Origin of the sequence: Ruminococcus turbiniformis, assembly GCF_020687545.1 — a bacterium.
In the GTDB taxonomy this organism is placed as follows: Bacteria; Bacillota; Clostridia; order Lachnospirales; family Lachnospiraceae; genus Mediterraneibacter; species Mediterraneibacter turbiniformis.
In genome coordinates this window covers 1-18,789 of record NZ_JAJEQX010000038.1, presented here as the reverse complement: position 1 = coordinate 18,789, position 18,789 = coordinate 1, and the positions used below count along the sequence as shown (strand labels likewise).

The window sequence follows — 18,789 nt, the reverse complement described above, 5'->3', positions numbered from 1 at the left end:
CGGTATCCCTGAAAAAGAGACATAATCTGTTTCCGGAGCTGTCGAAAAACATGAAATGAAAAAAATGTAAAAAAAATTAAAAAAAGACTTGCATTCCGTAAAAGTATATGATATATTTATATTCGCTGTGAGGCACGGCCAAACAGCAGAAAAGAAATAAGGCTCCGTGGTCAAGCGGTCAAGACGCTAGCCTCTCACGCTGGAATCAGGGGTTCGATTCCCCTCGGAGTCACTTGAAAAGTCCCGAAATACGGGACTTTTTTTGTACTTGATGTCATGCGTTCTGCTTTTTTCTTTTGCACTATTTCGGGACGTGATTTCATAGTTCACACAAATTAACTCCTTTGTATGCCACAACTTATTTTTGAAGATGCAGCACTATATATAACATAAGGGATATTCTGTAATGAAATACGAACTTTCCCGTATTTACAAGACTTTCCGGGGTTTTTGTTATTTGCTTTTCGAAATGCGGCAAAAAAAGACGCTGCCGCTCCATAGACGATAATTCAGTCTATGGAGCGGCAGCGCCCTTTATGTTTTATGGTCAGCTCTGTGTCTCAGTCTCAGGCTTTACCGTCAGATCCGAGTACGTGTACGATCTTGTGAGCAACCATATCTTTTACGGCCTGACGAGCCGGTTTCAGATACTGTCTCGGGTCGAAGTGATCCGGATGCTCAGCAAAGTACTTTCTGATTGTGCCTGTCATAGCGATACGGATATCGGAGTCGATGTTGATCTTGCAGACAGCCAGCTGAGCTGCTTTTCTGAGCTGCTCTTCCGGGATACCTACGGCATCCGGCATGCTTCCGCCGAAATCGTTGATCATCTTTACGAAATCCTGCGGTACGGAGGAAGATCCGTGAAGAACGATCGGGAAGCCTGGCAGTCTCTTAATGCACTCTTCCAGTACGTCGAAACGCAGCGGAGGCGGAACAAGAATACCTTTCTCGTTGCGGGTGCACTGCTCAGCGGTAAATTTGTAAGCGCCGTGGGAAGTTCCGATGGCGATTGCAAGAGAATCGCATCCGGTTCTGCTTACGAACTCCTCAACCTCTTCCGGATGAGTGTAGCTCTCCTGCCCTGCTTCTACGACTACTTCATCCTCGATACCTGCCAGAGTGCCAAGTTCTGCTTCTACGACAACGCCGTGAGCGTGCGCATACTCAACAACCTTCTTGGTAATCTCGATATTCTCCTCGAACGGTTTGGAGGAAGCATCGATCATGACAGAAGTAAATCCGCCGTCGATACAGGATTTACATGTCTCGAAGCTGTCGCCGTGATCCAGGTGCAAAGCGATCGGGATATCCGGATTTTCGATTACTGCGGCTTCTACCAGCTTGACAAGATAGGTGTGGTTTGCGTAAGCTCTCGCTCCCTTGGAAACCTGAAGGATTACCGGGCTCTTCAGTTCGCCGGCAGCCTCTGTGATTCCCTGAACGATCTCCATGTTGTTCACGTTGAAAGCACCTACTGCATAACCGCCGTCATAGGCTTTTTTGAACATTTCTGTAGTTGTTACTAATGGCATTGTTTGTCTTCCTTTCTTCACCATATTTGGCATACATGCCTGTACATGTATCTTACTACATTTTGCCGAAATCAACAAGATTTTTTTATGTTGTCTTTTTATGTGCCATACGATATAATAGGAAAAGTCGAAACAGTTAAGAAAAGTCGAAAAATGCTTTGTGGCGTCAGCATAGAAGCGGGATGATTCAGACGGAAATACCTGAAAAATTTTGAGAAAAGTCAAAAAAATTTTTTGCAGGAATTTACTTGCCTTTTCAAAATGATTGAGGTATACTGTCACACGTAGACAAAGAACAAGGGCGTTCCAACATAGCTTGGAGTGCCCTTTTTTGTAGTCGCGATGAACCGGAGCCCGGGCTTGCCCGAGGTCTTGGCAAGCGTTTACAATCCCGGAAGGTGTCTTCTGACATTTCGGGCAAATCGGAGAAATTTCCGGGGTGAAGGTCTGCGGAGAAAAAAGAGAAAAAGGAAGGGATTGAATATGAGCACAGAATTATTCAACGTAGCCGATATTTTTGGGGAAAACGTGTTTAACGATACCGTAATGCAGGAGCGTCTTCCCAAGAAGGTTTATAAAAACCTGAAAAAGACGATTGAGGAAGGCAAGGAGCTGGATCTTGAGACTGCGGATGTCATCGCGCATGAGATGAAAGAATGGGCGATCGAGAAAGGCGCGACACACTACACGCACTGGTTCCTGCCTCTGACAGGCGTGACGGCAGAGAAGCATGACTCCTTTATTTCCGCTCCGCAGCCAAGCGGTAAGGTGCTGATGAGCTTTTCAGGAAAAGAGCTTATCAAGGGAGAGCCGGATGCCTCTTCATTCCCGTCAGGCGGGTTAAGAGCTACATTTGAAGCAAGGGGATATACGGCCTGGGACTGCACCTCTCCGGCCTTTGTAAGACAGGATGCGGCCGGAGCTACACTCTGCATCCCGACGGCGTTCTGCTCTTATACGGGAGAGGCGCTTGACCAGAAAACGCCGCTTCTCAGATCGATGGAAGCGATTAATAAGCAGGCGTTAAGGCTTTTAAGACTTTTCGGAAATACTACATCCAAAAAAGTTACGCCGTCTGTAGGACCGGAACAGGAATATTTCCTTGTAGATGCAGAAAAGTTTGAACAGAGAAAAGATCTGATTTATACGGGACGTACGCTGTTTGGCGCTATGCCTCCTAAAGGACAGGAGCTGGATGACCATTATTTCGGAACGATCCGTCAGAGAATCGCGGCATTTATGAGAGATGTTAATATTGAACTCTGGAAAGTAGGCGTTACCGCGAAGACACAGCACAATGAAGTGGCTCCTGCGCAGCACGAGCTTGCTCCCATTTATGCGGAGGCAAATATTGCGGTTGACCACAACCAGATTGTGATGCAGACTCTGAAAAGGGTTGCGTGCCAGCATGGATTGAAATGTCTGCTCCATGAGAAGCCGTTTGCGGGAGTTAACGGTTCCGGTAAACATAACAACTGGTCCATCACAACAGATGATGGAATTAATATGCTTGACCCCGGAAAGACGCCTCATGAAAATACTCAGTTCCTTCTCGTACTGACATGTATTCTTCGTGCGGTAAACATGCATGCGGATCTTTTAAGGGAGTCTGCAGCTGACCCGGGCAATGATCACAGGCTTGGAGCGAACGAGGCGCCGCCGGCTATTATTTCCGTATTCTTAGGAGAGCAGCTTGAGGATGTGCTGGAACAGCTGATCAGCACAGGAGAAGCTACACACAGCTTAAAAGGCGGTAAGCTTGAGACCGGAGTGCGTACTCTGCCGGAGCTGGCAAAAGATGCGACAGACAGAAACAGAACGTCGCCGTTCGCGTTTACAGGAAACAAGTTTGAGTTCCGTATGGTAGGATCCCGTGATTCTGTGGCATCGCCGAATATCGTTCTGAATACGATTGTCGCAGAGGCTTTCGCGGATGCGTGCGATGTGCTGGAGAAAGCGGACGACTTTGACAAGGCTGTACATGACTTGATTAAAGAGTATGCGACAGAAAACCAGAGGATCGTCTTCAATGGAGATGGATACTCTGAGGCATGGGTAGAGGAGGCAGAAAGAAGAGGCCTGCCGAATATCCGTTCCATGGTAGAGGCGATTCCGGCTATGGTTACTGATACGGCAGTAGAACTGTTTGAAAGGTTCGGAGTATTTACACGTGCCGAGCTTGAATCCCGTGCGGAGATTCAGTACGAGACATATGCGAAGGCAATCAATATTGAAGCGCGCACGATGATTGATATGGCGAGCAAGCAGTTCCTTCCGGCGTTTATTAAGTATACGAAGACGCTTGCGGATACGGTCAATGCTGTAACGGCGGCAGGCGCTGACGCATCTGTACAGAAAGCGTGCCTTGATGAGGTGACTGCGCTTATGGCGGAGACAAAGAAAGCACTGGATGCGCTGGTGAAAGTGACGAATGAAGCATCTGCGAAAGAAGAGGGAGCCGTACAGGCAAACTTCTATCATTCAGATGTAGTTCCTGCTATGGAAGCCCTTCGCGCTCCGGTCGACAAGCTGGAGATGATCGTGGACAAAGAGGCATGGCCGATGCCGTCCTACGGAGATCTGATTTTTGAAGTATAATAATTAAATAAATGAATATACGCAGGGAAACTGCCGACGGCGGTTTCCCTGTTTTTTGGAGGTTTTTATGTTAGGCGGACATTTTCTCCACGGCGGAGACTACAACCCGGAGCAATGGCTTGACTGCCCGGAGATACTTGAAGAAGATATCAGACTGATGAAGAAAGCGCGGGTCAACTGCGTCACACTGGGTGTATTTTCCTGGGCGGTGCTTGAGCCCGAGGAGGGCCGATATGACTTTGACTGGCTGGAAGAGATCATTGACCGGCTGGGGAAAGAAAAGATCCAGGTGATTCTGGCGACGCCTTCTGGCGCCATGCCGCACTGGCTGACTCAGAAATATCCGGAAACGATGCAGGTGGGAGCGGACGGAAAACGCAATCTGCCCGGGAAACGTCACAATTTCTGCTATACTTCTCCGGTCATGCGGGAGAAGATCCGGCTTCTTGACACGGCTCTGTCAGAGAGGTTCGGCAGAAAGGAAAATGTCATACTCTGGCATATTTCCAATGAGTTTGGCGGCAATTTCGGTGATTCTACCTGTCACTGCGAGCACTGTCAGAAGGCGTTCCGGGAGTGGTTGAAAGAGCGCTACGGAACACTCGGTGAACTGAACCGGGCGTGGTGGGGAAGGTTCTGGAGCCATGTGTATACCGACTGGGAGCAGATTCACAGCCCCGCACCCCACGGAGAGTGGACAATGACGGGACTCGAACTGGACTGGAGAAGATTTTCCACGGAACAGATCAGTGATTTCTGCGCCCATGAAATACATGCTGTGAGAACCCACTCGGATCTGCCGGTGACGACCAACTTTATGGACTTCTTTAAGGGGCTTGACTATAACCGTCTTCAGAAAGAACTTGACATAGTTTCCTGGGACAACTATCCGTTCTGGCACGAGAGAAAGGACGAAGTGCCTGTGGCTGTCCGCGCGGCGGCAAACCACAGCATGATGCGTTCCATGAAGAAAAAGCCGTTTCTTCTGATGGAAAGCGCGCCTTCCCAGATCAACTGGAGAAAGAATAATCCGCTGAAGCGTCCCGGGATGCATATGCTCTCCTCCATGCAGGCAGTGGCCCATGGGTCGGATTCTGTCCAGTATTTCCAGTGGAGAAAAGGGCGCGGCGCCTATGAGAAGTTCCACGGCGCGGTGCTGGATCACAAAAACGGCAGCGACACGAGGACATTCAGGGAAGTGACGGAAGTCGGGGCGCGTCTGGAGCATCTGGGAGAGCTTCTGGACGGCACGGTGAACCGCCCGAAGGCCGCGGTGATCTTTGACTGGGAGAACTGGTGGGCGGCAGAGCATATCACAGGCCCCAGGATGGATCTCGACTATGTGGACCGCGTCCTGGCCCACTGCCGGGCGTTCTGGGAGGCGGGAATCGAGGCGGATATCGTGAGCATGGATGCGGATCTTTCCGGATACCGTCTCGTGGCAGCGCCGATGAACTATATGTATAAATCCGGATACGCAGAGCGGGTGCGGGAGTTTGTATCCGCAGGGGGAGTCTATGTGACGACGTATTTCAGCGGTGTAGTAGATGAGCACGATCTGTGCTTTACCGGTCACCATCCGCTGGAGGATGTTCTGGGTGTTATCCAGGAGGAGATCGACGCGCCTTCGGAAGAGTTTGAAAACAGTTTCTGCTATGGAGACGGGACCTGGCCGGCCGGAAGGATGTGCGAGATTGTCCGCGCGAAAGATGGAACGGACGTGCTGTCTGTCTATGAGAAGGACTTTTACGCGGGATGCCCGGTTGTGACGAAAAACCGGTATGGAAACGGGGCTGCGTACTATGTGGCCGCGGAGACGGACCGGGGATTTCTGAATGCGTTCTACCGGAATGTGTTTGAACAGGCGGGGATAAAAAATGCCCTGGGAGTGTCTCTGCCGTACGGCGTGACTGTGACGGAGCGCTGCGCGGAGGACGGCAGACGGGTGATTTTCATCATGAACTTTAAAAACGAGCCGGTCCTTATCAGCGGAATCGGGCGGTATGAGGATGCGGAGAGCAAAGAGGTGTACGAAGGGGAGATTGAACTGGAAGCGTTCCAGTGTATACTGTTACGTTAATCGGGAAGGAGCAGCAGCGATGGAATGTATGAGCTGCTGCTCCTTTTCTGTGTTGAAAAAAGCAAGAAAAAAGGCATCGGATTCCGATGCCTTTTCTACGTGCGATAGAAGATTCGAACTCCCGACCTTCTGGTCCGTAGCCAGACGCTCTATCCAGCTGAGCTAATCGCACATTTCATATTAAATTGCTGTTTCACTCACAGCAGATATTATTATAGTGCATCTGTATTGATCTGTCAACAATTTTTGAAAAAATATTTGCCGAAAATATTGTCAGAAATAATTACAGAATTTTTTTGAGGAGGTCTTGACATAACTAAAAAACTAGTGTACTATCTAGCTATAGCACTGATACATGAAATGTATCATCTAAAATAAATTCATTATGAACAGGAGGGCTGGTATGGATTACAACACAGGAATGCCGATCTATCTTCAGGTGATCAATGATCTGAAAAAGAGGATCGTCAAGGGAGAACTGAAGCCCGGGATGAAGATGCCCTCGAGCAGAGATCTGGCCGTGATGTATAAAGTGAACCAGAACACGGCGGCAAGGATATACCGGGAGATGGAGATGGCAGGATACTGCTATACGAAACGTGGAATCGGGACTTTTGTATCAGAGGAGGACAATATGGTGGAAGATATCAAAAAAGAGATGGCGGACCAGCTTCTGAGCGGATTTCTGCACGAGATGGCAGATCTGGGATTTGACCGGGAGGAAATTATGACTCAGATCAGGAATTATAAGGAGGATGAGAGAGATGATGCTTGAATGTAAAGATCTGACGAAATGGTACGGGGGAAAGAAAGCGGTTGACGACCTTACGCTTTATCTTGAAAAGGGGAAAATATACGGCCTGCTCGGGGAGAACGGAAGCGGAAAGACGACGTGGATGAAGATGGTTGCAGGACTCACAAAGCCGAGCAGAGGCGAGATCCTTTACGAAGGCGAGAAGCTTAACTACCGGCACCGCGCAAAGATCGCGTATATGGCTACAGAGCCGTTCTTTTACAGCTTTATGAATATCGGTGATGTGGGAGAGTACTATGAGGACTTCTTCGAGGATTTTGACGGGAAACGGTATGCGGAGCTGATTGTGAAACTCGGGCTTTCCCGGGAAATGAAAGTAAAGGATCTCTCAAGCGGAATGGGAGCAAAGCTGAAACTTGCGGCAACGCTCTCGCGGAAGGCGGAGCTGGTCCTGCTCGACGAACCCCTCAACGGAATCGACTACAAGGCGAGAGAGGAGATTATCAATCTGGTTCTGGAAGAGGCGGATGAGAACAACACTTTTGTCATTTCGACTCACCTGCTGGAAGAAGTTGAGAGTTTTGTCGAGTACGGCATCTTTATCAGAGACGGAAAGCTTCTCGAAAAGGTGAATCTTGAGTCAGAGAGAATGAAGACAGGAAGGTCTCTGGCAGATATCTACCTGGATATTATGTAGTACGCGGGTTCCGGGAGCCGGACGGCGTGCGGATAGGAACGGACAAATGTGTGAGGAGGAAGAAAGATAATGGGTAAACTGATTAAATATGAACTGAAAAAGCAGAGGACAACCCGCATGGTGATCCTTGTCGGGCTGGCGGCCGGGCTGATCGCGTATACGGCGGGAATCCTCTTTGACCTTGAAAATGTGATGCTGATCAGCCTGGGGCTTATTGCCATAATGGCGTGGCCGGTGCTGTTTTATGTTGGGATCGAGAGCATTTTTATATTCAACCAGGATCTGCGCACAAAGCAGAGTTATATGCTCTGGATGGTTCCGAAATCGATCTGGGAGATTCTGGGAGCAAAATTCATCTCAGCGATTCTCCAAATCCTGATTGTATTTGTGATGTATGCGGCTGCGGCAACGGTGGCAGGTTTTGTTACAATCGTGAGATTCTCAGATTTTCAGACGGTACTGGAAAGTTTCGGGGAGCTGTCAGTTATGTTTAGAGAGAGCGGAATTTCCCTGCCGGATATGATCTGGTTCCTGGTATACGTATTCCTTCTGTGGACGATCGCTGTCATGATCGGTTTCCTGGCGGTTATCCTTTCAAGAACCGTGCTGCTTCGCTCCAGATTTGCGGGATTCTTTGCCGCAGTGCTTTTCGTGCTGATCAATATGGCAGTGGGCGGGCTCTATTCAATGATGATGTACATTCTCTCGGGAGTGGTGGATATGTCTGCCTCACCGCTGTGGAATATGCTGGATGTGGTGTTCTATCTTCTGGCCAGCGCGGCGCTTTTCGGAATCTCCGGCTGGATTGCGCAGAGAAAGCTGAGTGTCTGATATTGGAAATGAAGCATCGGCTGTCTGAACGGTATCGGACAGCCGGCAAAAACAGAGGAAGGAGCGACGTGTGATCTGTGATGCAGGAATTACGGCCGGAGAATATGAGCCATATCCTCCGGAAGCGGCGCGGTAAATTCCATTGGTTCCCCCGTGATGGGATGGCGGAAGGCCAGCCGGTGCGAGTGGAGAGCCTGGCGGCGTATGAACTCCATATCAGGATTGTACAGATAATCGCCGACAAGGGGGAAACCGAGATATTTCATATGGACACGGATCTGATGGGTGCGGCCCGTCTCCAGGATAAGGGAGAGGAGGCTGTGCCCGTTTTCTTCTTTTAACACTCTGTAATGGGTGACGGCCGGTTCGCCGTGCTCAAAATCAACTTTCCGCTCAATCAGAGAGTTTCCCGTGCGGCCGATGGGAGCGCAGATGGTCCCTTCTGACGGCACAACATTTCCTCTGACAACAGCGAGATATTCCCGCTCTATTTCGTGGCGTACGCCCATCTGGGAGAGGATGCATGAGCTTACCATATGTTTTGCGACTACAGTGAGCCCGGATGTGTCTCTGTCAAGCCGGTTTGTGCAGCGGAAGACAAAGGGGATCCCCTGCTGTTCGTAGTACCACATAAGAGCGTTTGCCAGGGAGTTGAGGTAATTGTTAAGAGAAGGGTGAACCGGCATTCCGGCGGGCTTGTTTACAACGAGCAGATCTCCGTCCTCGTATACAATGTCCAGAGGAAGCTTCACAGGCGGAATATTCGGGGAAGATTCTTCTTCTGTGATGCGCACGGTCAGGATATTTCCGGATTTTAACGGCGTGCGCATGTAGGACCATACGCCGTCGATGAGAAGGCTCTCCGGCATTTTTTTGAGCTGTGTGATATTCTGGTAAGAATATCCTTTCCGGCGGAGATACTGCTCCGCGCGAAGGCCGTCTTCGTTCTCTTTTATATGGTATGTGATCGTCCGTTTCATAATAGATATCATAGCAGAAGGGGGCGGTTTCCGGCAAGAAATTTCTGGTACAGCTCATCCGGCTGTGGTAAAATGAATAACAGTTCCCCGGCGGTTTCCGGCGGGGGATGCAGAAAAGGGAGGGCCCGTCCCGTCCGGCTGTGCGGCGGGAGGAAAAGATGCCCCTGAATTGACAGAGAGGATAACCAACATGGACATTAATCAGAGACTGACAGAAGAACTTGACGTAAAACGCTGGCAGATTGACGCTGCAGTGAAACTGATAGATGAGGGGAACACGATTCCGTTTATCTCACGTTACCGGAAAGAAGTGACGGGATCATTAAACGATGAACAGCTCAGGAAACTTCATGAGCGGCTGACCTATCTCCGTAGTCTTGAGGAGAAGAAAGAGCAGGTTATATCGAGCATCGAAGAGCAGGGGAAGATGACGGAAGAACTGAAGCGCCAGATTCTTGAGGCGGAGACCCTTGTGACCGTAGAGGATCTGTACCGTCCGTACCGTCCGAAACGCCGGACGCGGGCGACTATCGCGAAGGAGAAGGGGCTGGAGCCGCTGGCCGCGTACATCCTTCTGCAGAATGCGAAGGAACCGCTGGAAAAAACGGCGGAAGCGTATGTCTCTGAGGAAAAAGAAGTGAAAAGCCCGGCGGAAGCGATTGCCGGGGCAAAGGATATTATCGCGGAGACGATATCGGACAACGCGGCTTACCGGACGCGGATCCGAAATCTGACGGTGAAGAAGGGCAAAGTCATTTCTGCCGCGAAAGATCCGGACGCAGAATCCGTGTATGAAATGTACTATGAATTCGAGGAGCCGGTAACGAAACTGGCCGGACACCGGATTCTGGCCCTGAACCGCGGGGAGAAGGAGAAGTTCCTGACCGTGAAGGTGGAGGCTCCCGAGGAGGAGATTATACAATATCTGGAGAAACAGACGATCCGCAGGGAGAATCCGTACACATCTCCGGTGCTGAAAGAGGCTGTGGAGGACAGCTATCGTAGACTGATTGCGCCTGCCATCGAGAGAGAAGTAAGAAACGAGCTGACAGAGAAGGCGGAAGACGGAGCGATCGAGGTGTTCGGGAAAAACCTGCACCAGCTTCTCATGCAGCCACCGATCGCGGGAAAGGTCGTGCTTGGCTGGGACCCGGCGTTCCGTACCGGATGCAAGCTGGCGGTCGTCGATCCGACCGGAAAGGTGATCGGGACGACGGTGATCTACCCGACAGCACCGACTACGCCGCAGAAAATCAAGGCGAGCAAGGATCTGCTGAAAAAGATTATCCCGAAGTACAATATCTCTCTGATCTCGCTTGGAAACGGAACTGCATCCAGGGAGTCGGAGCAGTTTATCGTGGAGCTGTTAAAGGAGATCCCGGAGAAAGTGCAGTATGTGATTGTGAGCGAGGCCGGGGCTTCGGTCTACTCTGCGAGCAAGCTTGCCAGCGAGGAATTTCCGAAGTTTGACGTGGGTCAGAGAAGCGCGGCATCCATTGCGAGAAGACTTCAGGACCCGCTGGCCGAGCTCGTAAAGATCGATCCGAAATCCATCGGAGTGGGACAGTATCAGCATGATATGAACCAGAAGAAACTGGGCGAATCGTTAAGCGGTGTTGTGGAAGACTGCGTAAATAAAGTCGGCGTGGATCTGAACACTGCGTCCGCACCGCTTCTGTCCTATATCTCCGGAATCAGCAGTACGATCGCAAAGAACATTGTGGCATACCGGGAGGAGAACGGAAAATTTACGGACAGAAGAGAACTTCTGAAAGTGCCGAAACTGGGACCGAAAGCATATGAGCAGTGCGCAGGATTTATGCGGATACAGGACGGAAAGAATCCGCTCGATTCCACTGCGGTTCATCCGGAATCCTACGAGGCGGCGGAAAAGCTTCTGAAAAAGCAGGGATTTACCCCGGATGATGTGAAGAACTATAACCTGGCCGGACTTTCCCTCACAGTGAAGGATTACGCGAAGACGGCAGAAGAGCTTGGAGTCGGCGAGATTACGCTGCGCGATATCGTATCCGAGCTTGAAAAGCCGGCGAGAGACCCCAGGGATGAGATGCCGAAGCCGATTCTCAGGACAGATGTACTGGAGATGAAAGACCTCAAAGAAGGCATGATTTTAAAGGGAACTGTAAGAAACGTGATTGACTTCGGTGTATTTGTGGATATCGGAGTCCATCAGGACGGCCTTGTGCATATTTCCCAGATTACGGACCGGTATATCAGGCATCCGCTCGAGGCGGTGAGCGTAGGAGACATCGTGGATGTAAAAGTGATGAGTGTGGATCTGAAGCGGAAACGGATCCAGCTGACAATGCGGGGAATCAGCTGATAATAAGAGGAAACTTCTGATACCGGAAAATGGGGTTTTGGCTTGTGCCGGGACCGGGGAACAAACCGCGGCAGAATAGGGAGTGCCTTGACAATTCTGAAAATAATTGTTATATTACAACTAGAACATAAAACTGGATGATTCTGTCCACATGGTGGATGTTCTGAAATGATAGAGCAGCTTTTGTCAGGCTGCACAGCAGGAGGGTGATTGTCATGGCACAGAAAAGAGATTATTACGAAGTGCTCGGCGTCGGCAGAAATGCGGACGAGGCGCAGATAAAGAAGGCATACCGTAAGCTTGCAAAAAAATATCATCCGGATACGAATGCGGGCAATGCGGATGCGGAGCAGAAGTTTAAGGAAGTTACAGAGGCATATACGGTCTTAAGCGATAAGGAGAAACGAAAGCTGTACGACCAGTTCGGACACGCGGCGTTTGACCAGAGCGCAGGCGCGGGAGCCCAGGGCGGCCCGGGCGGAGCGTACCGTCAGTATTACGGCGGGCCTCAGGGAGGATACAGGGAGTATCACTTTGAGGGCGGAAACATGGACGACATGTTCCGGGATCTGTTCGGCGATATGTTCCATCACGGAAACGGTGCGGGAAGCGGAGGCGCGCGCAGAGCCGGAGCGGGAGGCGGAACATACGGTTCGGGCACATACAGCTCTTTCGGAGGGTTTGACGGCTTTGGCGATTTTGGCGGTTTCAGCGGAGGCGGCTACAGTATGAAAGGGAATGACCTTCATGCGGATGTGGCAGTCGGCTTTGACGAGGCGGCGTTTGGCTGTGACAAGGTGATCCGCCTTCAGAATCCGTCCGGTGCAAACGGCGGCGTTCAGTCTTTACAGGTCCATATTCCTGCCGGAATCGATACGGGCAAGACGATCCGTCTGAAAGGGAAGGGCATGCCCGGCACAAACGGCGGTGAAGCGGGCGATCTTCTTCTCAAAGTAACGGTTGGGGAAAAAGCCGGATATGAGAGAAAAGGCATGGATGTTTATACAACGATACGGATTCCTTATTCGACGGCTGTGCTCGGCGGCGAGGCTGTAGTCAGCACGCTTTATGGAAATGTTGTCTGCACGATCCGGGAGGGCACGCAGTCCGGCACCAAGATCCGTCTGAAGGGCAAGGGGATTGTTTCCATGAAGAATCCTTCAGTTCACGGAGATCAGTATGTGACGGTTCAGATCGATGTGCCGCAGCATCTGAGTGAAGCTGCGAAGCGGAAACTCAGAGAATTTGATGCGGTCGCAGCCGGTAAGGTAAGATCCGCATAAACCGTGTTTCATTCATTGCTTTCCTTTCCTGAATTTGTTATTATTGAGTCAGGGCGATACAGCCTGCGGACAGGGGAATACAGATACCGGCTGTGTCAGAAAAAGTACAGGAAAAGGAGACAAGGGTATGAAAATCGGAATTGGAAATGATCATTCGGCGTTGGAACTCAAGGCGGAGATTGTGGAGTTTCTAAAAGAAAAGGGACATGAAGTCGTCGACTATGGAACAAACTCCTCTGAGAGCTGTGACTATCCGATTTATGGAGAGAAGGTGGCGCGCGCAGTGGCTGCCGGTGAAGTGGAGCAGGGAATCCTGATCTGCGGTACCGGGCTTGGTATTTCCCTTGCGGCAAACAAGGTAAAAGGCATCCGTGCGGCCGTGTGCAGTGAGCCGTTTACGGCAAAGATGGCGAGAGCGCACAACAACTGTAATATTCTTGCGTTTGGTGCAAGAGTTGTCGGCGCGGAACTGGCGAAGATGATCGTGGAGACTTGGCTGGAGACGGAGTTCCAGGGAGGCCGCCACGAGAGAAGAGTAAACATGATTATGGCGATTGAAGAGAAGGAGCAGTAATGCATTCTTATGACCTGACGCAATGGATTCTGTTTTTCTTTATCTACAGTTTCGTCGGGTGGATATGGGAGAGCTGTTATGTTTCTGTGAAAAAGCGGCGCTGGGTAAACCGGGGATTTATGCATGGTCCTATGCTGCCGATCTACGGTTCCGGTGCGCTGGTGATTCTGATCAGCACGATCGGAGTGCGGGACAATGCAGCTCTCATTTTTCTGCTGGGAATGGCGGGAGCTACGGTTCTTGAATATGTGACCGGAGCGGTGATGGAGAGAATGTTCCATGTGAGATACTGGGATTACAGCTCGCAGAAGCTGAACTTAAACGGATATGTCTGTCTTTCCTCTTCACTGTGCTGGGGATTTTTCTCTATGCTCCTTGTCCGGATCATTCATCCGCCGATCGAGAGTGCGGTGCTTAAGATCCCGGAGGCGGTATGTGACATTGCGGCGGTTGTCTGCCTGGCGGCAGCATCAGTGGATTTTACACAGTCGTTCAACGAGGCGATGGATTTGAAGCGCGTACTTGTGCAGCTTGAGGAGAGCCGGGAACAGATAAGGAAAATGCAGGAAAAACTCAGGATCCTGCCGGAAGAGATGCTGGAGGATTACCGGAACCGGACGGCTGCCCTGCGGGACGATTACAGGGAGCGTGCAGAAGAACTGGCCAGGAAAACACTGTCAAAAAAAGAGGCCTGCCTTGCGCGTATCAATATAAAGCGGGAGGAAAAGCTTGCGCAGCTTGAAGAGCTTTCTGCAAAGGTGGAGAGTCTGCTGAAAGAAGAGATTCCGTCAGAAATTTCGGAGAGAGTGGGCAGTGTTATCGGGACAGAGCGACGCGACGCGCTTCTTGCGGTCAGAGAAACTCTGCGGAAAGAGCTGCGAAATACGGCTTCCCGGACAGACCGGAACTATCTGCGTATTGCGAGGCATCTCAGGAGAAACCCGACCGCAGTTTCCACGCGGTTTAAAGACACAATGGAAGAGATCAGAAAAGCGTTGGATACAGAGAAATGAAAGGAACTGGACAAATGACAAAAAAGCAGCGTGCGCTTGAAGTGATTGAGCGTTTAAAAAAGGAATATCCGGATGCGGGATGCACACTGGATTACGATCAGGCGTGGAAACTTCTGGTCAGCGTGCGTCTGGCTGCACAGTGTACAGACGCCAGGGTCAATGTAGTCGTGGAAGGCCTGTATGAGAAATATCCGGATGTAAACGCGCTTGCGGCAGCGGATGTGGATGATATCGAAGAGATTGTCCGTCCCTGCGGCCTGGGGCGAAGCAAGGCAAGGGACATCAGCGCCTGCATGAAAATATTGCGGGACGAGTATGACGGAAAAGTGCCGGATGATTTTGACGCTCTTTTAAAACTTCCGGGAGTGGGGAGAAAGAGCGCGAATCTGATCATGGGAGATGTGTTCGGTAAGCCTGCAATTGTTACGGATACACACTGTATCCGCCTTGTGAACCGCATCGGGCTTGTGGACGGCATAAAAGAGCCGAAGAAAGTCGAGATGGAATTATGGAAGATTATTCCGCCGGAAGAAGGAAGCGATCTGTGCCACAGGCTTGTCTACCACGGAAGAGACGTCTGCACGGCGAGAACAAAGCCGTACTGCGACAAGTGCTGCCTGGCTGATATCTGTAAGAAAAACGGAGTGTGAAGCCGGAACGTGTTTTCGCCGGAAGTGCTGTATGCCGAGCGGCACCCCGGGAAACAATAGATGGGAATACAAAAAAGGAGGAGACCATGAAAAGCATCAAGCTGAGAGAAAATTTTTACTGGACGGGAATTATTGATGACAAGCTCAGAGTTTTCGACATTATTATGTATACGGAATTCGGAACGACGTATAATTCCTATGTGATGAAAGCCGGGAACAAAACCGTGCTGTTTGAAACAGCAAAGGCGAAATTCTTTGACGAGTACCTTGAGAAACTTCAGGAAGTTATCGATGTGCATAAAATTGACTATCTTATCGTGAGCCATACGGAGCCGGATCATGCCGGAAGCGTGGAGAAACTTCTTGATTACAGCCCGCAGATGAAGATTGTTGCGACGGGATGTGCGCTTGGTTTCCTCAAAGAGATCGTAAACCGTGACTTCGTTGGAATTCCTGCCAAAGACGGGGAGAAGATGACAATCGGGAACCGGACGCTCCGTTTCCTTTTCGTGCCGAATCTTCACTGGCCGGATACGATGTATACGTTTATTGAGGAAGAGCAGATTCTTGTGACATGCGACTCCTTTGGATCGCATTACTGCCTGCCTGAAGTTGTTTCCAGTGAGATTAAAAATGAGGACGATTACCAGAAAGCACTGAAATACTATTATGACTGCATCATCGGACCGTTCAAGCCGTTTATGCTCAAAGCGCTTGACCGGGTGGAAAACATGGACATTACGATGGTATGCACGGGACACGGCCCGGTGCTCGTAGGTGACCGGATCAGAGCGGTTATGAAACAGTATCGCGAGTGGTCGACCGTGGTGAATCCGAATCCGAAGAAAACGGTGATTATCCCGTATGTGAGCGCATACGGATACACAAAATCGCTGGCCGAGAAGATCGCGGAAGGCGTGCGGGACAGCGGAGATATCGATGTGCGTTCCTATGACATGGTGGAGGCTGACGCGGCAAAAGTGAATGAGGAGCTTCTCTTTGCGGACGGCATCCTTCTCGGTACGCCGACGATTGTGGGCGAGGCGTTAAAGCCGATCTGGGATCTGACACTCTCCATGTTCCCGGCGACCCACGGCGGAAAATACGCCGGAGCGTTCGGAAGCTACGGCTGGAGCGGCGAGGGCGTTCCGAATATCACGGAGAGGCTGAAGCAGCTGAAAATGAAAGTGTCGGAAGGATTCCGCGTAAGGTTTAAGCCGTCCGAAGCGGATCTTGTAAGCGCGTATGAGTACGGATATCAGTTCGGATGTGTTGTTCAGAACAAAGAGCCTGTAAAGCCGAAGAAAAAAGGCGCAAGAAGCCTCGTGAAATGTCTTGTATGCGGAGAGATTTTTGATTCTTCTCTGGAAATCTGTCCGGTGTGCGGCGTCGGAAAGGAGAATTTCGTTCCTGTTGACGTGGAGGAGACAGGATATACCAATGACACACAGAATTACTACGTTGTTCTCGGCGGCGGCGCGGCAGGATTCAATGCGGCAAAGGCGATAAGGGAGAGAGATAAGACAGGATCTGTTGTGCTTATTTCCAACGAGGACTATCCGGCTTACAACAGGCCCATGCTCACAAAGTCCATTGTGGCAGGCTTAAGCGCAGAGCAGATCGCCATTGAGGACCCGAAGTGGTACGAAGAGAACCGGGTATATCAGATGCTTGGAAGACAGGTGGAATCTGTGGATATGGACGCCAAAGAGGTAGTTCTCGACGGCGGAGACAGAATCCGTTTTACAAAACTTGTCTATGCGCTTGGGAGCGAATGCTTTATTCCTCCGATGGAGGGGAGCAGACTTCCGGAAGTCGTGGCAATCCGGCGGCTTTCCGATGTGGAGAAAGTGGAGTGCCTGATGGAAAAGAGCGAAAAGGCTGTTGTGATCGGCGGAGGCGTGCTCGGTCTTGAGGCGGCATGGGAGCTTAAGAAGGGCGGCCTTGACGTACAGGTGCTGGAAGTGGCTCCGGTGCTTATGGGAAGACAGCTGGACGCCGGATCAGCAGAGATATTGAAAGAGATCGCGGACAAGAACGGCGTGAAGATCCGCACAGGTGTTTCTGTGGCGGCGATCGAAGGCGAAGAGCATGTGACGGGAGTTCGTCTGTCAGACGGAGAGGTGATTCCTGCGGAACTGGTGATCGTGTCGGCCGGTGTGCGGGCAAATACGCAGCTCGCTCAGGAGATGGGCATGGACATCGGGAGAGCGGTGAAGGTAAACGCGCATATGGAGACATCGGCGGCAGATGTGTATGCCTGCGGTGACTGTGCGGAATACGAGGGCGCAAATTATGCGATCTGGCCGGAGGCGGTTGAGCAGGGCAGAATTGCCGGAGCGAATGCGGCAGGTGAAGAATTGGAGTATGAGCCGGTCGAAGCGGCTCTTACATTCCACGGGATGAATACCGCGCTTTTTGCGGCAGGTGATAACGGAAAGAATCCAAATCTTCTGTATAAGACTGTGGAGTACAGAGATATGGGAAAGGGACAGTATAAAAAATACTATTTCCTTAATAACCGTCTGTCCGGAGTGATTTTGATAGGGGATCTTTCGGAGATGGCGAAGATGACGGAAGCGCTGAAGAAACATGCGCTGTATAAAGATATTATTTAGTTTTTCAGGGCGCAGTAATGTGTATTATTACTGCGCCTTGTCTGTTCAGACGGAATCATTTCCGGAATCTTCATGAGTGTCGAACATGAGAGCCTTCATTTTTGGATTTACTTCTCTGAAACTTCCTGTTCTGTTTGTGAAGATAAATAAAATAATTCCGATTAAAAGCCAACCGATGACAATCACCGCTTCATACGGCCATACCAATGAAAAACTTGATACTCCCGGGAAACATATAATAATCAGCGTAAATGACATAATTACTGCCAGAAGGCCAATCAGCTTCCCGCATGGAACCCGGTAAGGACGCTCCATGTCAGGCTCTTTGAACCGGAGGACAAGAAACGACAGAGCTGCCATTCCCAGACCGAAATTGATAGCCCAGCCGCCTGCATTTGAGAGCCACTGCAGAGCCTGATATCCGAAGAAGGGAGCGATAAAGGTTGTTATACCGACTACATAAGTAGCGATATAGGGAGTTTTATATTTAGGATGAAGTTTGGCAAAAACCTTGGGGAGCATGCCGACCCGCGCCATGCTGTAAAGGAGACGGGTAGCGCCGATATATAATGCAACCCAGGATGTAAGAATCCCGAGAATTCCGGAGATTACAAGTATTTTTCCTGCGATCGGAGTCCCGAATATTTTATCCATGGCAGTGCCGGCGGCAAGAGTCGTATTGCCGATTTCTTCAGAACTTAATGACATGATGTCGGGGTCAAAACATAGTGTTTTCTATGTTTGAATCTCCGCATGAACCTTGAAAATTTAATATTTTACAGTATATATACCATAAGAGGCTTCATGAACTGAGAATCATTAGTGCACTTCT

Annotated in this window: 14 protein-coding genes and 2 tRNA genes; 12 read left to right on the top strand and 4 right to left on the bottom strand. The window is 50.4% G+C overall.

What is annotated here, in order from left to right; all coding sequences use genetic code 11:
- Window positions 1-160 precede the first annotated feature (160 nt).
- A tRNA-Glu gene (locus tag LKD70_RS15875) sits at window positions 161-232 on the top strand.
- A gap of 334 nt (window positions 233-566) precedes the next feature.
- Here the strand turns inward: LKD70_RS15875 and fba are convergent.
- Window positions 567-1,535, bottom strand: a complete 969-nt coding sequence (fba, locus tag LKD70_RS15870) for a class II fructose-1,6-bisphosphate aldolase (protein WP_227708853.1) — start codon at window positions 1,533-1,535, stop codon at window positions 567-569.
- A 483-nt stretch (window positions 1,536-2,018) separates the two neighbouring features.
- Here fba and LKD70_RS15865 point away from each other — a divergent pair, with 483 nt between their 5' ends.
- Entirely contained in the window at window positions 2,019-4,133 is a 2,115-nt protein-coding gene (locus LKD70_RS15865; RefSeq protein ID WP_227708852.1) for a glutamine synthetase III family protein, read from the top strand.
- Between the two features lie 67 nt (window positions 4,134-4,200).
- Window positions 4,201-6,213 carry a beta-galactosidase gene (locus LKD70_RS15860; RefSeq protein ID WP_227708851.1) on the top strand — a complete coding sequence of 671 codons (2,013 nt, stop codon included), beginning with the start codon at window positions 4,201-4,203 and terminating at the stop codon, window positions 6,211-6,213.
- A gap of 98 nt (window positions 6,214-6,311) precedes the next feature.
- Here LKD70_RS15860 and LKD70_RS15855 read toward each other — a convergent pair.
- A tRNA-Arg gene (locus LKD70_RS15855) sits at window positions 6,312-6,385 on the bottom strand.
- A 231-nt stretch (window positions 6,386-6,616) separates the two neighbouring features.
- Here LKD70_RS15855 and LKD70_RS15850 point away from each other — a divergent pair.
- The 3 genes from LKD70_RS15850 to LKD70_RS15840 all read left to right on the top strand — a co-directional run bounded on the left by LKD70_RS15850 (window position 6,617) and on the right by LKD70_RS15840 (window position 8,495).
- Window positions 6,617-6,988, top strand: a complete 372-nt coding sequence (locus LKD70_RS15850; RefSeq protein WP_227708850.1) for a GntR family transcriptional regulator — start codon at window positions 6,617-6,619, stop codon at window positions 6,986-6,988.
- On the top strand, window positions 6,978-7,664 hold the full coding sequence (locus tag LKD70_RS15845; protein ID WP_227708849.1) for an ABC transporter ATP-binding protein: 687 nt from the start codon (window positions 6,978-6,980) through the stop codon (window positions 7,662-7,664). The genes LKD70_RS15850 and LKD70_RS15845 overlap by 11 nt, the downstream gene beginning before the upstream one ends.
- Before the next feature lie 69 nt (window positions 7,665-7,733).
- Window positions 7,734-8,495 (top strand): ABC transporter permease, encoded by a 762-nt coding sequence (locus tag LKD70_RS15840; RefSeq protein ID WP_227708848.1) that lies wholly within the window; start codon window positions 7,734-7,736, stop codon window positions 8,493-8,495.
- A gap of 89 nt (window positions 8,496-8,584) precedes the next feature.
- Here LKD70_RS15840 and LKD70_RS15835 read toward each other — a convergent pair whose 3' ends face one another.
- Window positions 8,585-9,475, bottom strand: a complete 891-nt coding sequence (locus LKD70_RS15835; RefSeq protein WP_227708847.1) for an RluA family pseudouridine synthase — start codon at window positions 9,473-9,475, stop codon at window positions 8,585-8,587.
- Between the two features lie 190 nt (window positions 9,476-9,665).
- On the opposite strand from LKD70_RS15835, the gene LKD70_RS15830 reads away from it, so the two are divergent.
- From LKD70_RS15830 to LKD70_RS15805, 6 genes are all read left to right on the top strand, one after another.
- On the top strand, window positions 9,666-11,819 hold the full coding sequence (locus LKD70_RS15830) for a Tex family protein (protein ID WP_227708846.1): 2,154 nt from the start codon (window positions 9,666-9,668) through the stop codon (window positions 11,817-11,819).
- A 215-nt stretch (window positions 11,820-12,034) separates the two neighbouring features.
- The gene (locus tag LKD70_RS15825; protein ID WP_227708845.1) at window positions 12,035-13,102 is read left to right on the top strand and encodes a DnaJ C-terminal domain-containing protein; all 1,068 of its coding nucleotides are present in this window, start codon (window positions 12,035-12,037) and stop codon (window positions 13,100-13,102) included.
- Between the two features lie 127 nt (window positions 13,103-13,229).
- A complete protein-coding gene (gene rpiB / locus LKD70_RS15820; RefSeq protein WP_227708844.1) occupies window positions 13,230-13,676 on the top strand; it encodes a ribose 5-phosphate isomerase B in 447 nt (148 codons plus the stop codon).
- Window positions 13,676-14,689: a putative ABC transporter permease gene (locus LKD70_RS15815; RefSeq protein WP_227708843.1), complete on the top strand. Its 1,014-nt coding sequence runs from the start codon at window positions 13,676-13,678 to the stop codon at window positions 14,687-14,689. Before rpiB ends, LKD70_RS15815 begins: the two co-directional genes overlap by 1 nt.
- A 14-nt stretch (window positions 14,690-14,703) precedes the next feature.
- Window positions 14,704-15,339 carry an endonuclease III domain-containing protein gene (locus LKD70_RS15810; protein WP_227708842.1) on the top strand — a complete coding sequence of 212 codons (636 nt, stop codon included), beginning with the start codon at window positions 14,704-14,706 and terminating at the stop codon, window positions 15,337-15,339.
- An 86-nt stretch (window positions 15,340-15,425) separates the two neighbouring features.
- Window positions 15,426-17,957, top strand: a complete 2,532-nt coding sequence (locus LKD70_RS15805; protein ID WP_227708841.1) for an FAD-dependent oxidoreductase — start codon at window positions 15,426-15,428, stop codon at window positions 17,955-17,957.
- 45 nt (window positions 17,958-18,002) lie between these two features.
- Here the strand turns inward: LKD70_RS15805 and LKD70_RS15800 are convergent, their stop codons facing one another.
- Window positions 18,003-18,665 (bottom strand): APC family permease, encoded by a 663-nt coding sequence (locus LKD70_RS15800; protein WP_227708840.1) that lies wholly within the window; start codon window positions 18,663-18,665, stop codon window positions 18,003-18,005.
- Window positions 18,666-18,789 lie beyond the last annotated feature (124 nt).

Coding starts and splice junctions, on each gene's coding strand:
- fba (WP_227708853.1), bottom strand. CDS start 1,535: ATGCCATTAGTAACAACTACAGAAATGTTCAAAAAAGCCTATGACGGC.
- LKD70_RS15865 (WP_227708852.1), top strand. CDS start 2,019: ATGAGCACAGAATTATTCAACGTAGCCGATATTTTTGGGGAAAACGTG.
- LKD70_RS15860 (WP_227708851.1), top strand. CDS start 4,201: ATGTTAGGCGGACATTTTCTCCACGGCGGAGACTACAACCCGGAGCAA.
- LKD70_RS15850 (WP_227708850.1), top strand. CDS start 6,617: ATGGATTACAACACAGGAATGCCGATCTATCTTCAGGTGATCAATGAT.
- LKD70_RS15845 (WP_227708849.1), top strand. CDS start 6,978: ATGATGCTTGAATGTAAAGATCTGACGAAATGGTACGGGGGAAAGAAA.
- LKD70_RS15840 (WP_227708848.1), top strand. CDS start 7,734: ATGGGTAAACTGATTAAATATGAACTGAAAAAGCAGAGGACAACCCGC.
- LKD70_RS15835 (WP_227708847.1), bottom strand. CDS start 9,475: ATGAAACGGACGATCACATACCATATAAAAGAGAACGAAGACGGCCTT.
- LKD70_RS15830 (WP_227708846.1), top strand. CDS start 9,666: ATGGACATTAATCAGAGACTGACAGAAGAACTTGACGTAAAACGCTGG.
- LKD70_RS15825 (WP_227708845.1), top strand. CDS start 12,035: ATGGCACAGAAAAGAGATTATTACGAAGTGCTCGGCGTCGGCAGAAAT.
- rpiB (WP_227708844.1), top strand. CDS start 13,230: ATGAAAATCGGAATTGGAAATGATCATTCGGCGTTGGAACTCAAGGCG.
- LKD70_RS15815 (WP_227708843.1), top strand. CDS start 13,676: ATGCATTCTTATGACCTGACGCAATGGATTCTGTTTTTCTTTATCTAC.
- LKD70_RS15810 (WP_227708842.1), top strand. CDS start 14,704: ATGACAAAAAAGCAGCGTGCGCTTGAAGTGATTGAGCGTTTAAAAAAG.
- LKD70_RS15805 (WP_227708841.1), top strand. CDS start 15,426: ATGAAAAGCATCAAGCTGAGAGAAAATTTTTACTGGACGGGAATTATT.
- LKD70_RS15800 (WP_227708840.1), bottom strand. CDS start 18,665: ATGTCATTAAGTTCTGAAGAAATCGGCAATACGACTCTTGCCGCCGGC.